We start from the raw sequence: 14,739 nt of genomic DNA, 5'->3' as shown, positions 1-14,739 counted from the left end.
TTGACGAAAACAGTTGGCTCAGTGTAGCTTTTTGCGCTTACAAATTACTGGTGAGTAACCATTTGTTGCAGCACCTGTCGTATTACATCTGACGGCACTTGGTCGGTTACAGTTACTGCCCCAATCTGGGTGGGAAGGACAAACCGCACCTTTCCATCTTTCACTTTCTTATCGGTTTGCAGCGTCTCAATAATTGCTTCGATGTCTAGCCCTGCTGGTAGCTGGGTGGGTAATCCGGCTTTTTGAATTAGGGCATCTTGACGTTGGGCGTCTGCCTTGTCCCACATCTGAAGGTTAACCGCAATCTGACCCGCCGCGACCATCCCAATCCCTACTGCTTCCCCGTGGTTCACGACACGGTAGCCGGTTAAGCTTTCTACAGCATGACCGATAGTGTGACCGTAGTTGAGAATGGCGCGGAGTCCAGCTTCTTTTTCATCTTTGCTGACAACATCGGCTTTGGCTTGGCAGGATCGTGCCAGGATTTCTTGTAATAAACCAGCGTCTAGAGAGGGGAGTGAGTCAAGATATGGCGATCGCTCCATCTGCTCAAATAAATCAGCATCCCAGATAATCCCATACTTAATCACCTCTGCCATCCCCGCGCGAAACTCTTGTACTGGCAATGTTTTCAGCACCTCTGGGTCAATTAAAACCAGCCGCGGCTGATGGAAAGCACCAATTAAATTTTTTCCTTGGGGATGATTAACGCCGGTTTTGCCGCCAATGGCAGCATCAACCATTGACAAGAGTGTTGTCGGAACTTGTACGAAGTTAATTCCCCGCAGCCAGGTAGCCGCAGCAAAGCCAGTCATATCACCAATTACGCCACCGCCTACCGCAACAAGCGTTGAAGAGCGTTCTAGGCGATTTTCCAAGGTGGCGTCGTAGATTTTTTGGACAGAGTCGAGGGTTTTGTAGCGTTCGCCAGCGGGAAGGGTTAGTTCGGTAACGTCAAAACCAGCTTCTTTAAGGGATGCGATCGCTTCTTGACCATAGTGCCGAAAAATTTCTGGGTTAGAAACAACCAACACTTTCTTCCCCAAGTTCAGACTGGTCATCTTAGCGCCTAGTTGCCCTAGACCAGAAGATGCGATCGCAATTTCGTAAGCCTGCTGCGGTAAATTAACCCGAATCACCGATTCCATAAACCAAACCCCATCAACCAACAAGCGCCCGTGGGCTGTATTCTACTCCACTTGATGTTTCAATGGTGGATATTGCGTTCTATCGGAAAAATGGAAATCTCTGGAGCGATCGCTTACTTCTTACTTTTGGGTGGTGCTTTTGCTGTTGCTGTGGGGCTGTATTTCGGTCTCCGCGCCATCAAGCTGATCTAATCACCAGCCTGCTGGCGAAGGATGAACGATGAAGGAATTGTTCGTTCTGTACTTCTTTCCTACTTTATCCTTGCTAAAGACAGGTTACAGTAAGGAGACAAGAAGACGAATCAACGAATCCTTTCATCTCTCATCCTTCTGTTAGACTTAACACCTTGACTGTAGATTGCTTTGGGTTACTCTCACAGGGCTTGCTAGTCACTCGACGCGCCATTTGGATTGTTTTTGGCAAAACTCCCACCAATTGAGCTAGAATCTCATCCGGCATTTGGGCAGTCGCTTCAAGACCAAAGTATTTTTCAAATACAACTAAAATGACACGGGCACGCTGCAACGGGACGCAATACTCCATTGCTTTTTGAGTAAAGCGAATCCATTGTTGCCGAATTTCATAAGCTTTTTGTCGCTCGGCGCGAGACTCAGGGCAAACCACTGACGGGTTGCCAATGGGAATCACCCGGCTACAATTAATATCAAACAGACTGCCAATCCCTGCACCAGGACCCGCCAATTCTGCATGGTGGCGATGACAGATAATTAAGGCGCTGCTGCGACAACCATTGACCCGGAGGAGCTGTCCGCTGTGCAACTGGCTTAAGATTTCTGTGGGTTGATTAATCGGTTTGGTGATGAGGGCTTTGTCGGGCATCGTAAGTCACAGAATCCTCTAAATTGAGTATCTTGCATTTACTTATACCCCTCGGTGATCGAATCTGTTTAGGGGGTGTGATACCCATTTGACTCATTAGTGATTCTTATCACTATAAATCCTGTGACTCACTAGAGATGAAGATGTTTACCCATCCAGGATTGGACTTGTAGCACAATGCTTGAGGACGTTTCCCTAGGCTAGCGTTGTGCTTTCCAGCCAATCGTCTGACGGCATCTTCAACTTTTCAAAGGAGTTAGAGTCGCCAGAGGTAATATCGCTGTTTTAGCTTTGTCGTTGAGTAGCAGTTTGCCAGCTGCATCGACACTAAAATCTTTTCCTGGCATAAATCCTTTGCAAATCAAACGTTTGCCGACAGCTACTGAAGTAATGGTGCGAATTTCTTGCATTACATCGGCAGGAATGAGATTCTCTATCGTCCACAACACTGAATCGCTGTCAAACCAGATTAAACGTTCGATACTCACCAGCATCATGCCACCGAGCTCTTCGAGGGTCATCTGACTTCTCAAATTCGCTATCAGGTCTTTCCCAATCTGGCTATTGCGGGTCATCATCGCCCTAGCCATCTTGGCAATTTCTTGTTCTAACTCTAAGTAGTTCATTCCTGACATTTAGGTTTCCTTCCTAACTGTGTTTGCGGTTCTGCCAAGTATACCTAAAGAAAGAGTAAAATATACCCCTAGGAGGATGAAGAAATAAATTATTTTAGAAAGTATAAGCAGAACCTTGTCAGTAGCGCCAGACAGTAGAATGACTGCGCGATCACTGTTATGGCGAGCGCAAGAGTATATAGATGCTCTACGAAGACAGCTTGATAAAACTTGGATAAAAAGTAGAAATTTGAGACATTTCTGAGCGATGTGAGTGCTGAGCGCATACCGGGAATCGTAACCAGAAAAAAAACCCCTTAACAGGGGTCATTTAGTCTCTACTGAAGAATATTTATCGAGATTTAATCCGAAAGCGTGAGGGGATAGATTTAACCTCGGTTTTTAATTAACATCACTTGCACAATCTGCACCGCCGTTTCCGTGGAAATCTCTAAAGCTTGATGCAAATCATTTAAAAAATTCTGTTCTTCTTCGGTAACGATGCCATCGGCTAAGACGAGATCGGTTGCCACTGCAAAAGCCGTTTCCTGTAAATCGTGAGGAAGAGATTCACGAGCCGCTTTAACCAACCCGCTAGGGCCTTGTCGTTTAAGAATACCGAGAAGTTTATCAAACATCCGTCTCATCACATCGTCTGGATAACTTCTGAAGAGTTTCATTCGAGACAGTGTAGAAGAAATGCCTCGTGCTTCTTCGTCGGAGAGGTATCCGTCAGAGGCAAAAGCAGCTAAGGTAATAGCAGCAAATGCTTCCGTTGGACTAAGCGTTTCTTGAACTTTGTTCTGAGTACTGAATACTTTGTCAAACAAGCCCATCGCAGTCTACTCCTTAGGGGCATAGTAGGTAGGTATTTACTTGTCCTACACGATTGATGCTGATGATTCCAGAAGCCTGTCAACTTCAATTCGCAGCTTGGTTGAGTATGACGCGAGTCCTAGATGAGTATTTTTAACAGTCAAACTATTTGAGCGAGAACTTTTAGCGATCGCTGTTCAACGAGAACCGAGTTGCCGTGAGGGGGTGTTGTCGCTAGCTTTTTCAATCTTGTCGATCGCGATTAAACCCAGGTAAGAAGCCGCAAGGAGGAAGATAACGGAAGCTAAATAGGCGTTTTCAAGCATCCGTAGCGCGGTTTCAAAAGTAATGTAGGTCGTCATGGTTTGGCCTTCTCAGCTCTGGGCTGTTGTTGTTCTTCCCTTATTACTCCACACACTGGCTACTCATTTCCTCAGAAGAATCACTAGATTTAGCCTAAGAGCCACTAATGTCCCGGTAATTACACGGGTTTGACTCAACAGGCTGGTAAGTCTTATGAAACTATAAATACTAACCTCAAGAGCAATAATACTGAGGCAATCGACGAATTGAGTCATTTAGCGAAGCTTCAGTTTTTTAGTTTTTGATTTTTTATACTTAAATATTTTTTGTGATGAGGTGCGCGATAGCGTACAGCCCCTTGGGCATGAAAACAGCGAAGCGAGGCGTTAGCCTCGCGCTGACTTGTCAGTTCGCCCACTTCAACGATTCCTGCGTTTTTGGGTTTGCTCTTGATACCGAGATTTGGTTCCAAGTTCCCTCTAAACTTGCAAGAAAAAACTTTTCCTAAGAAAGCGATCGCGTCCAAGTTTCTCGTAAACTTTAGTTTTTCTCAGCTTCCCGATCGTCTTAATTTTTTTAAGAAAATCAACATTTTCCCAATTAAGGGAAGATGTTGAGGCTTTTATCTTTGGGAATTAATTGCTTCTTGTATACTAGTTCGCCGTTTCTAGTTACAGCAATTGCTAGTTAAATAATGTTTTTAAAATTTATTTATAAGCAGTTGATTTAGGAATTCATTCTTAGCCATAAATATTGGATCTCTTTTACCTTTAATATTATTATTTGATTTTGCTGTTTGTGCTTGCTATAGGCTTGAACAAAGGATTAATGGAGAGAATCAGATAAATGATCCTTTCAATTTATTAGACTGTCGGCAACTTGTAAAATTGGCAAGCTTTGGTTCCACATTACAGCTTATCAAAAAAAATTTAGTTTGTTTTAAAAAAACAAAAAAATTACAGAGTAATGTATTCAAAAGCACTTAATGACTTAATATGTGGGTATTTCTTTTGAACAGCTATTCCTTCCCTTTGATAGAAGCAAAGGTTTAAACCAGTAACTAGATTAGTAAAAGAATCACCGCAAAAGGATGGAAATCATGTTTGCCATAGGGGATGATGTTCTTAGCCAGAAAACTGGGCATTTTGGCAAAGTGGTTGGTTACGGACATGAAATGGTTAATGGGGTTTATTTACCAACCATCAAAGTGCTTATAGCTGAAAGTTTAAAGTCTGGGAAAAAGGCTTTTGTAGAGGAGGACTTGCATTCAGCATGGATTCAACAGCAGACCGCTACTACCCTCTCTGCCAAATAAGTTTTTGGTAATACATTAAAGAAGCACGACAAGTGAAAACAAAGCCGGAGAAGCAACTCTCCGGCTTTGTTTGTATCTAAACGCTTTAAATTATTAGATTGCGCTCGATACCACCCAATGGATATCGTTTTAAGAATCACCATGCCCTTATCAAGCGCTTAGTCGGTTCTAGAACAAAGATAAAGTTCCTCAAGGGCTGGTAGTATCGTATTTACTTATCGCTGGTGAAGATTATCCTGGCGGGTTTTCCGGTTAGTCTGAGGCGTCGAGTAGAATCGAGGGAGCTTGTGTTTTCATCTAATTCTAGTCTGTGACCAGTGCTGCCCACTGTATTAATCCCGATTGTTCGCGTCCCTATCCCCAGCCTTGGGGAAACAAATTTTGCAACTGTTGTGGGGCACCGCTACATCTGAACAATCGCTATATTCCTCTCCAGACTCTAGGATCTGGGGGATTCGCTGCTATTTATACAGTCTGGGATTTGCAGTTGGCAAAAGACCGGGTGCTGAAGGTATTACTGGAATCTTCATCAAAGGCGCAGGAACTGTTTGAGCAAGAAGCATCTGTTTTAGCAAGTCTGCATCATCCGGGTGTCCCTAGCGTCGAGCCAGATAGCTATTTTGTAGTGAATTTGGGTCATCCCTCTTACCGGCGTCTGCCTTGTCTGGTAATGGAAAAAATCAACGGTCAGACATTGCAGGATATCCTGGAGCGCCACTATCCCCAAGGGTGTCCCGAGCCGCTGGTGGCGAATTGGCTGAAGCAAGCGCTCGATATTTTACAAGAGTTGCATCGGCGGCAGATTATTCACCGAGATATTAAACCCTCCAACTTGATGCTGCGCCAGGAAACCGGGCAACTGGTGGCAATTGATTTTGGCGGGGCAAAACAGATAGGCACTGTCCAAGTGGGACAAGAGGCAAGTTCAACGCGTTTGATTTCTCCCGGATACAGTCCGCCGGAGCAGATTTTTGGAGGTGCGGTGGGACCGGCGGCAGATTTCTATGCGCTGGGTCAAACGATGATTCACTTGCTCACAGGTCGATATCCCCCAGAGTTGGAAGACCCGGCGACAGGAGAGTTACGTTGGCGTCATTGCGCCCCGGTGAGTCCCGCCTTCGCCGATTTGCTGGATGATATGGTGCAGCCTGATGTGCGCCAGCGACCGGGGACGGCTGTGGAAATTCAGCAGCGTCTGGCTGGAGATTCTTCCATGAAGACGAAAACCAGTCAGGTTCCACAGTCTTTCTCGGATGCGATCGCGACCCTCGCTAGCAGAAGTTTGAAGCTGTTGTGGGTCGCGATCGCCTCTATTGTGACGCTAGCGGGTCAAACGGCTCTTTTCGTGGTTCGAGCGATCGCTAAAGTTGTGACAGCTTGCCTGGATACGCTTTGGGAGATGCTTGTTGGCGGAATTGCGGGGGGGGTGTTTGCTGTTACTGGTTTTTCTTTGGCTTATGTGTTCCCTTTAGGGACTCATTTCGCTGCTTTGCTGGCGCAGCTACCACCTGTTTTCCCCTATATTCCACCCCCAGTCGGACAAGCCATTCTGCTATTTGCATTTGCTGGATGGGGAACGGCTTGGGGTCTTACTGAAGCTGGTGGCTTTGGTCAACGCAAGCGCCGTTTAGTGGCTGGACTCATGGGTGTCTTTGGCTATGGGTTAGGGTGGCTGGTTTGCCATCTGATGCCTGCTGGAACGGTGCTGCAAATGGTCACGTTGATTGCAGTTGCTGTTGGCCCGTTAACGCTCGGTCTTGGTTTGCCCAGCCATCAACTGGTTCACGCCATTGTCGCCGCAGCTGGCACAGCCGGAATCTTTGGGGGTTTAGGGTTCTTTACTCTTAGTTCGTTCGATCTCCTTCCTAGCCTTGGTTTTTTCAGTCTCCTGGGTGTCACGATTGCCTTCTGGCTGGGCGTGAGTTACTACTTGGTTGTGCCTTTTCTGCGTTGGTTAGGTTGGCGTTAATGACGTGTCGCCTGAGCCGCGATCGCTTAATCCCCGGAATTTGCGATCGCGCCTTGGAAGCTCTACTTGAGCAGACAGATTTAATTAGCAGCTCATGATAAAAAAAATTTTCTTATTGGCAATAGTTCTGATGTTGGGTGCTTGTACTTCTACAACGAATTCCAACCAATCTACATCAACAAATTCCTCAACTCCCTCAACAGTGGCTGAGTTACCAGATATACAGTGTCAAGGCGAAGTCCCGCAACCTGTGAAAGCAACGCTAGGCGAACACCGCCTCGCCAAAGAATCCGATTTTGTGCCCTCGATTCGCAACTTTAAGTCAAGTGAAACTCCGAACAAGAAGTTTACTTGCAGCATCTTCTCGGCTGATTTCAATCAAGATGGGTTAAAAGACTATGCAATGTTATTAGTAGCGGAAGAAACGGCTGATTCCCGGTTTCAAATCGCCCTAAATCAAGGCAATGGAAAGTTTGAGCGATCGCTCGTGAAAGATTACCGGCGCACCACGAAGCCAGAAGAAGGGGTAATTTATACTTCAATGGACTTAAAATCCGCAGGAGAAAAAGGTTTAGCTAACCGCAAGTATAGTCCTTTGAAAGCGGAATCGATAGAAGAAAAAACCTATATCAGTACACCAGCGATTGAATTGTGGAAAGTTAGTAAGACCGATGAACCACCCAAACAACTAGATGTAGATTCTCTCGCTTACTGTTCGGAAGCTTTTTATTTCGTAGAGGACGAACAAAAGAATTTTGCAGTCTGCGATTAAGTTTTTATTTAAGCAATAAGTCTACTGGCTTTGGATAAAATTAGAGAAGTCCATTTTTTGGAAAATAGACTTCTCTAATTTTTTGTTTGTATCTACTTATTTATTATAGAGTCAGTAGTCTTAGGGAAATTAGTCATGTTAGAGTACAAGCCACCGAAGTATTTCCCCTCTTCCGAGGAGCTACCCGACTCTGACGAAACGCCTGTGGATAATGAACTGCAAGATTTAATCCCTGGTTTGCTAAAAGCAATATTGGCGATGGCTTGGGCAGATCGGATGGATTGGTTTTTTGGCGTAGATATGGGGATTTACTACGATCCTGATAAACCAGCCATTGTACCCGATGGATTTCTTAGCTTAGGAGTCGAGCGGTTTTTTGACGAGGAGCTGCGCTTAAGTTATGCGATTTGGGAAGAAGAGCGCGTCCCAACTATGGTGTTGGAGGTTGTCTCCCAAACTTATCGGAAAGAATATAGCCAAAAAAAGCTAGATTATGCGAATTTAGGGGTTTTGTACTACGTAATTTATTCGTCACGCCGTCGCAGAAAGCCGCATTTGGAGGTGCATCGGTTGGTTGATGGCGAATATGTGTTGCAGCCAGGAAACCCGGTTTGGCTCCCAGAAATGGGATTGGCGATTGGTACAGAACGGGGAATTTATCAAGGAATAACGCGGGAGTGGTTGTACTGGTACGACGAGCAAGGGCAAAGATTGCTGACACCGGAAGAACGCGCTCAGCTTGCCGAACAAAACGCCCAACTTGCCGAACAACGCGCCCAACTTGCCGAACAACGCGCCCAAACTTTAGCAAAACAACTTCGTGCTATGGGGTTAGATCCAGACTCGCTAGGGTAACATTTTGTTACACCTAGACTGGGTTTTGCAAGCTACCGATACGTCTAGACCTTAGTAACGGGTTAATGCGATCGCTCAAGTAGATACATGACTACAAGCTTTCCATAATTAGCTGAAGGCAATCGCTACTTGTCAGCAGTTGGTAGTTTTTTCCTTTTTGATAAAGTAACCTTTCCGGCAATACTAAATTTAATTTATTTTTATAAACTCTGGAAATCGCCTAAGAACTGTTTTGAAATTGGCGATTGTCACCCGAATGATTATGAAGAAAGTATCGAAATCTGTAAATGCGACTATGTGGGTAGAAAGGTATTTAAATTTGGGAATGATTATTAATAGTACGTTTTGATATCAATCGATCCCAGTAGCGATCGCATCACGTCCAGCGAGTTCTATATAGCCTTTGTTCTATTTTTGTCAAGGTTTAGAATCACTGCTTTTGTAAATATTCTGCAATTGCTTTCTATTTACCCATTATTCAGCGATCGCTTACAGTCTTTATAATTGAATGACTAAAGGGCAGTTGAGTTTTTTAACCACTCTTATCATGAAATAAGCGTTCATTCAATTAAGAAATCCGTGCTAACTCGTATTAAAGACATTGCTGAAAAACTAGCGCCTCGCCTGATTGAAATCCGACGACATATCCACGCTCACCCAGAACTAAGCGGGCAAGAATATCAAACTGCTGCCTATGTTGCTGGCGTGTTGTCTTCCTGTGGGCTTCATGTCCAAGAAGCGGTGGGTAAAACTGGCGTAGTTGGAGAGTTAAAAGGACAAGGTACCGATGAGCGACTACTGGCAATTCGTACTGATATGGATGCTTTGCCAATCGTAGAACGCACTACTTTAGAGTATGCCTCGCGTCTTCCGGGAATTATGCACGCCTGCGGTCACGATGTCCACACCACAGTTGGTTTAGGCACGGCGATGATACTATCTCAGATCGGAGATGCCTTGCCAGGAGATGTGCGTTTTCTGTTCCAGCCAGCAGAGGAAATCGCTCAAGGAGCTGGGTGGATGGTTGCAGATAAAGTGATGGAGAATGTCAGCGCGATTATGAGCGTTCACGTTTTCCCTTCTATTGCGGCGGGATCGGTGGGAATTCGTTACGGTGCGTTGACCGCAGCCGCAGACGATCTGGAAATTAATATTAGAGGCGAATCTGGGCACGGAGCGCGTCCTCATGAGGCAGTTGATGCAATTTGGATTGCGGCGCAAGCAATCGCGTCTCTTCAGCAAGCGATTAGCCGGACACAGAACCCGTTGCGCCCAGTCGTGCTAACGATTGGTAAAATCGAGGGTGGACGCGCCCCGAATGTGATTGCCGACCATGTGCGATTATTAGGAACCGTGCGATCGCTGCATCCAGAAACTCATGCCAGTTTACCCCAGTGGATCGAGCAGATTGTCTGCAATATCTGTAAAACTTACGGTGCTACCTGCGAAGTCAACTATCGCCGGGGAGTCCCTTCTGTGCAAAATGACTCAGCGCTGACTCAGTTGGTGGAAACAGCTGCCAAAGAAGCGTGGGGAAGCGATCGCGTCCAAATTTTACTGGAACCCTCTCTCGGTGCGGAAGACTTTTCGATGTATCTGGAACACTCTCCTGGTACGATGTTTCGACTAGGTGTGGGATACCCGGACAGAAAAAACTACCCGCTGCACCATCCCCAATTTGAGGTGGATGAATCTGCCATTATTACCGGCGTCGTTACCCTCGCCTATGCTGTCTGTAAATATTGGCAGCATCGCTAAAAGCATTTGAATTCCCTCGATTTTCTAACTCCAGAAGGATAAGTCTCTGGAGTAAATCTCAGTATGCTGCAAATAATACAACTTAAAATTCAAAACTACTTATGGCCTCACCAATACCTCTGAAAGGTTTAGAGCTGGTTGATTGTGCTAAAGCAAATGCAAAACAGGGAGTTGAAACTGCGGCTCATTTGTCAGGCTATGGTGAGGATTTAGGCACCTTTAAGCGAGAACTCAAGAAAGCTTGTGAAGATATGGGCGTCACTTTCCATGAGTTGAGTGATTTGATTACCGATCAAGACTCCTTAATGAGTATGGAAGGGGAAATTGTTGCTCCTGATACAGCAACAGAATTGTAGACGCGAAATCTCATTCTCAACGTTTAATTTTACGTAGATCAAATTCGTTTGAGTCGCTATCATTTGAAAGCTCATCCCCAAACCCTCTTTGTCAGCGGCGAGGGAAAAGCGAAGCCGCAGGAATTATGGTTCTATACCCTTTCAAGACGCTACGCCGACAAGAATGCGCTGGTTGCTCAAGCGGATTTGATATCACCTTCTCATAACTTCCTGATTCAACTGAATACCCAGTTACTCGCTTCTACAACTTCAAAATTAGCCGCGCCAAATTAAAGTAAATCAGTACGCCCAATACATCAACTGCCGTTGTAATAAACGGTGCTGACATCAAAGCCGGATCTAACCCGACGGCGCGGAAGATGAACGGAAGACCGGAACCCGCAACTGATGCCAAAACCGAGATAGCCACCAAACTAATCCCTACAGCCAGCGAGACAGCCCAATCTCCATTCAGGAGCCAGAAAGCCCATAACGTTGCCACGGTGCCTAACATCACTCCCAGGAGTGCCCCAGCGATCGCTTCTCGCCCCACTACCTGTGCTGGCCCCATTTCTCGAAGTTCTTCGGTATTCAAGCCCCGAATCACGACTGTTGAGGATTGAGAACCTACATTCCCGCCAGTCCCGGTTAACAAGGGAATAAACGCCGCCAGCGATACCACTTGCCGAAGAATTTCCTCTTCCGCTTTGATAATCGTGCCGGTGACAGTATTAGTTAGTAGCAAGACGAACAACCAGACGACACGCTTGCGAGCCACCGTGAGTAAATCCGTCTGGAAATAATTGTCGCCCCCCGACTGGAGACCGCCCTGTTTGTAAATATCCTCTGTCGTTTCTTGTTCGATGATGTCAATCACGTCATCAACGGTGACAATGCCCACCAAACGCTTTTCCCGGTCTACCACCGGGACAGCGAGAAAGTCATAGCGCCCGATCAGCCGCGCCACTTCTTCCTGGTCATCGCTGGTATAAACGCATACTACATCACGGGTCATAATGTCCCCAATCTTCTGATCGGGATTGGCGATTACCAAATCGCGTAAGGATAAAATGCCCGACAAGTGACGAGCAGCATCCGTAATATAAAGGTAATAAATAATCTCAGTAGCATGGGCTAAACTGCGAATTCGCTCCAGCGTTTCCGCCACCGTCATGTTTTCTTTCAAAGAGATATACTCTGGTGTCATCAATCGTCCAGCAGTACCAGCCTCGTAACCCAACAACTGAGCTGTCGCTTGGCGTTCGGTGGGGGTGAGCTGTTCGAGCAGACGACGGACAACGGTAGCGGGCAGTTCGTCAAAAAGTCGTGCCCGGTCATCAGGGGACATTTTATCAACAATGTCCAGAACTTCCTGCCGCCGGAATTCCTCAATCAGCGCCTGCTGCACGCTAGAGTCGAGATATTCATAAACTTCAATCGCCTCGTCCTTGGAGAGCAAGCGAAAGGCGATCGCTTGCATCGCCTCTGGCAACCCTTCAATGGCTTCTGCAATGTCCGCCGGTTGCACCGGGACGAGGATTGCTTTTGCCCCCTGAAGGTCTTCCGCCTCAAGCAGCATTTGCAGCTGCATTCGGACGAGCTGCCGGAGTTCGCTGCGCGAGACTGTCTGGAAAGGAGTATTGGTGTCAGTCAAGGTAGACCCTCTTAATCCAGTGTTAAGTTTGTTGCTGCTTTTAGTCTAAAGGGCATTGGTACGGTTGTTTTCGTGGGATTTAAGAGTAAATGCAGCACCAATGAGAGCCAACCGCCCTACTTAATCAATTGTTGATATTTTTCCTGCACCAGTCTAGTCTCCAAGGATCGAGATTGAAGGCTCTGGGAATGGTGTGTGCTAAGCAGTCATAGGGTTTTTGCTACCGCCCGCTCCGAGCCAGAAGCGTGCCTAGCTGAACGCTAATAATTCCAAATATGGCGCTACCTGCCCAGTAAATACCGGCGGCGGCATAACTGCGATCGCGCAGTAGAGTAAATGTTTCTAACCCATAAGTGGAGAAAGTTGTGTAAGCTCCTAAAAAGCCGGTCGTTACCATCAATCGCACATCTAGAGGAATATTCGCCACCCGTTCTAAGGCAAAAGTGACAAAAAAACCCATCCCAAAGCAACCTGTAAGGTTGATAAAAAAGGTGCCGTAGGGAAAGCTGGTACCAAAGCGTTGGGCAAACCAGAGGGTGAGATAGTAGCGACTCAATGCTCCAGCGATCGCTCCTAAACTGATGGCAATGGGATGACGAATCGCGGGGTCTTGCAGCATTTAACTTGAAAATTAGACTCTCGGACTGGGGAATGAAGGGTCTCCAATCCAGCGATTTCTCATAGGAGGTTAGGTTGGTTAACCCGTACCTTTGCTATCGTTTTTTCCCATAACCCTCTGAAATTATACCGATAGGCTGAAGGAAATATACTACAGAAATGCTATTTCTGATATAGCCCTTTATTTAAGCAGATGCCTTCAACGAGAGCAAGCGGAGTGAATCAGTTTAAAACCGTTGCCTAATTAGGTCTGTTTAGTGCGCCAATCATTACCGTCAGCTACTGGTTCATTGGTGGTTGGACGGGTGCCTTGGTAGGGATTGCTTTAGTAGCTTGTGACGAACTTACGAACTCTACCATATCTACAATCGCGACACGTTAACTCAAGCCGTTGCTGTCACAATTGGTCGTGCGATCGCGTTTCTTGCCCCAATAGTTAGCTACCGCTGATGATTTATTGGTCTGTACTAGCATTTCTTCAATTTTCCGGTTTGTGAAATTAGTAGCCGAACCTTACTAAAAGCTAATCTTTTTCACTCAAAACTCTACTCATGAGATGTAGCCATGAATACAGAAGTCCCTAATAATACAGAAACCGCCATAACAGTTAGCCCGGAGACAAAGGCTATCGTTGATGAAAATATGGCAGGCGAATCCGAAGATTTGAAGCGTGAAACGATGGCGCTGATTGACGCCATTAAAAAACGGGCGCAGGTAGAAACAAAATCTGCTACCGAATATACTCGCGATGCCTATCTTAATGCAGTGAAACAAGCACGGGAGAAGATTGAACAGGATAAGTTGTTCGATCCAGAGCGAATTTCATACTCGATTAAACTCATTCAAATGGATGCAGAGAAGAACTGGGAGTCCATCGTGAAGGAAGTGTCAACTTTAGGCGATCGCCTTGCCGAAGCTGCTAAAGCGGCTTGGGATGTCCTGACAGCTCCTCGCACCCCTTCTTGATGTTGAAACAGTAATCACGCGCAACCACGCGCTGATATAAAACAGGGGCACTCAGCTAGCTGGGTGCCTTTCTAATTTTTTAATTCTAAATTCGGATAGCCTAATCTAGTCAGGCATTACCAGCAAGCTTTAGAATTTCACTGACAATAACAGGGTTTACTTCAGATGATTAACAAATATTGATTACTTAAATGTTGGCTGCGATTGGATAGGGTACTTTTATGAAAATTGCAACTCACAACAGATTGCTTGTCGCGGTTGCCAGCCTTCTGTTTGGATTAGCGATCGCTCTAATTTCTGGATGTGAAGCCATCTCAAATTTTCGGACTTCTCAAGTTAATTTTGATGCAACTGAGGGACAAGCCCGTAATTCGCAAATAGTCATCCCGCTTAAATTTAGCTGGGCTGATTCATTTTCAGAAGAGCTAGCAGCAGTCAAAATAGACGGCCAATGGGGCTATCTTGATAATAAAGGCAACTTCGCAATCAAACCTCAATTTGATAATGCCGAATCTTTTTTCCAAGGGTTAGCGGCTACCAAACTAAAGAACAAGTGGGGCTATATCAACAAGAGTGGCAACTTAGTCATTAAACCAAAATATGATTTGGCTAAGAATTTTTCTCAAGGGCTGGCAGCGGTAAAGATAGATGGAAAGTGGGGATACAGCAGATTGCAGGTATATAGAGTACATTAAGGTCAGTGCATGAACAGGTAGAATGAAACCTTACTCCATCGACTTTCGAGAAAAAGTAGTCAAAGCATACGAACAAGAAA

At 45.7% G+C, this 14,739-nt stretch carries 17 protein-coding genes and 1 pseudogene; 11 read left to right on the top strand and 7 right to left on the bottom strand.

Going from position 1 to position 14,739, the window contains the following annotated elements; translation table 11 throughout:
* Positions 1–44: 44 nt before the first annotated feature.
* Positions 45–1,148 (bottom strand): 3-dehydroquinate synthase, encoded by a 1,104-nt coding sequence (gene aroB, locus NDA06_RS13545; RefSeq protein WP_190428537.1) that lies wholly within the window; start codon positions 1,146–1,148, stop codon positions 45–47.
* 96 nt (positions 1,149–1,244) lie between these two features.
* Here aroB and NDA06_RS13540 point away from each other — a divergent pair, with 96 nt between their 5' ends.
* Positions 1,245–1,340: a cytochrome b6-f complex subunit PetL gene (locus NDA06_RS13540; RefSeq protein WP_190411348.1), complete on the top strand. Its 96-nt coding sequence runs from the start codon at positions 1,245–1,247 to the stop codon at positions 1,338–1,340.
* Positions 1,341–1,470: 130 nt separating this feature from the next.
* Here the strand turns inward: NDA06_RS13540 and NDA06_RS13535 are convergent, their stop codons facing one another.
* From NDA06_RS13535 to NDA06_RS13520, 4 genes are all read right to left on the bottom strand, one after another.
* Complete coding sequence (locus NDA06_RS13535) at positions 1,471–1,989, bottom strand: hypothetical protein (protein WP_190527226.1); 519 nt, start codon at positions 1,987–1,989, stop codon at positions 1,471–1,473.
* A gap of 239 nt (positions 1,990–2,228) precedes the next feature.
* The gene (locus tag NDA06_RS13530; protein WP_190411347.1) at positions 2,229–2,615 is read right to left on the bottom strand and encodes a hypothetical protein; all 387 of its coding nucleotides are present in this window, start codon (positions 2,613–2,615) and stop codon (positions 2,229–2,231) included.
* Between the two features lie 377 nt (positions 2,616–2,992).
* A complete protein-coding gene (locus NDA06_RS13525; protein ID WP_190987019.1) occupies positions 2,993–3,439 on the bottom strand; it encodes a tellurite resistance TerB family protein in 447 nt (148 codons plus the stop codon).
* Positions 3,440–3,616: 177 nt separating this feature from the next.
* On the bottom strand, positions 3,617–3,781 hold the full coding sequence (locus tag NDA06_RS13520; RefSeq protein ID WP_190411245.1) for a hypothetical protein: 165 nt from the start codon (positions 3,779–3,781) through the stop codon (positions 3,617–3,619).
* A gap of 1,031 nt (positions 3,782–4,812) precedes the next feature.
* On the opposite strand from NDA06_RS13520, the gene NDA06_RS13515 reads away from it, so the two are divergent.
* From NDA06_RS13515 to NDA06_RS13485, 7 genes are all read left to right on the top strand, one after another.
* Positions 4,813–5,037 (top strand): hypothetical protein, encoded by a 225-nt coding sequence (locus tag NDA06_RS13515; protein WP_242028962.1) that lies wholly within the window; start codon positions 4,813–4,815, stop codon positions 5,035–5,037.
* 310 nt (positions 5,038–5,347) lie between these two features.
* Positions 5,348–7,006: a protein kinase gene (locus NDA06_RS13510; RefSeq protein ID WP_190987018.1), complete on the top strand. Its 1,659-nt coding sequence runs from the start codon at positions 5,348–5,350 to the stop codon at positions 7,004–7,006.
* Positions 7,007–7,100: 94 nt separating this feature from the next.
* The gene (locus tag NDA06_RS13505) at positions 7,101–7,778 is read left to right on the top strand and encodes a VCBS repeat-containing protein (RefSeq protein WP_190987017.1); all 678 of its coding nucleotides are present in this window, start codon (positions 7,101–7,103) and stop codon (positions 7,776–7,778) included.
* 135 nt (positions 7,779–7,913) lie between these two features.
* Entirely contained in the window at positions 7,914–8,633 is a 720-nt protein-coding gene (locus NDA06_RS13500; RefSeq protein WP_190532597.1) for a Uma2 family endonuclease, read from the top strand.
* A gap of 579 nt (positions 8,634–9,212) precedes the next feature.
* Complete coding sequence (locus tag NDA06_RS13495) at positions 9,213–10,391, top strand: amidohydrolase (protein WP_190987016.1); 1,179 nt, start codon at positions 9,213–9,215, stop codon at positions 10,389–10,391.
* Between the two features lie 101 nt (positions 10,392–10,492).
* Complete coding sequence (locus NDA06_RS13490; protein WP_190440574.1) at positions 10,493–10,747, top strand: hypothetical protein; 255 nt, start codon at positions 10,493–10,495, stop codon at positions 10,745–10,747.
* Between the two features lie 48 nt (positions 10,748–10,795).
* Entirely contained in the window at positions 10,796–11,020 is a 225-nt protein-coding gene (locus NDA06_RS13485; RefSeq protein WP_190987015.1) for a hypothetical protein, read from the top strand.
* On the opposite strand, the gene mgtE is transcribed toward NDA06_RS13485, so the two are convergent.
* Both mgtE and crcB read right to left on the bottom strand, forming a co-directional pair.
* Entirely contained in the window at positions 10,989–12,380 is a 1,392-nt protein-coding gene (gene mgtE, locus NDA06_RS13480) for a magnesium transporter (protein WP_190987014.1), read from the bottom strand. The genes NDA06_RS13485 and mgtE overlap by 32 nt on opposite strands.
* 220 nt (positions 12,381–12,600) lie before the next feature.
* On the bottom strand, positions 12,601–12,999 hold the full coding sequence (crcB, locus tag NDA06_RS13475; RefSeq protein ID WP_190532588.1) for a fluoride efflux transporter CrcB: 399 nt from the start codon (positions 12,997–12,999) through the stop codon (positions 12,601–12,603).
* 249 nt (positions 13,000–13,248) lie between these two features.
* Here crcB and NDA06_RS13470 point away from each other — a divergent pair.
* The 3 genes and pseudogenes from NDA06_RS13470 to NDA06_RS13460 all read left to right on the top strand — a co-directional run.
* Positions 13,249–13,442 (top strand): annotated as a pseudogene (locus tag NDA06_RS13470) (hypothetical protein); the annotation flags it as partial.
* Positions 13,443–13,562: 120 nt separating this feature from the next.
* Complete coding sequence (locus NDA06_RS13465; RefSeq protein ID WP_190409991.1) at positions 13,563–13,964, top strand: hypothetical protein; 402 nt, start codon at positions 13,563–13,565, stop codon at positions 13,962–13,964.
* A 221-nt stretch (positions 13,965–14,185) separates the two neighbouring features.
* Positions 14,186–14,659: a WG repeat-containing protein gene (locus NDA06_RS13460; protein ID WP_190987013.1), complete on the top strand. Its 474-nt coding sequence runs from the start codon at positions 14,186–14,188 to the stop codon at positions 14,657–14,659.
* Positions 14,660–14,739 lie beyond the last annotated feature (80 nt).

This window comes from Trichocoleus sp. ST-U1 (assembly GCF_039961835.1).
Classification (GTDB): Bacteria; Cyanobacteriota; Cyanobacteriia; order Cyanobacteriales; family FACHB-T130; genus FACHB-T130.
Note: the sequence above shows the minus strand (reverse complement) of the source record. Positions and strands in the feature narration are given on the sequence as shown.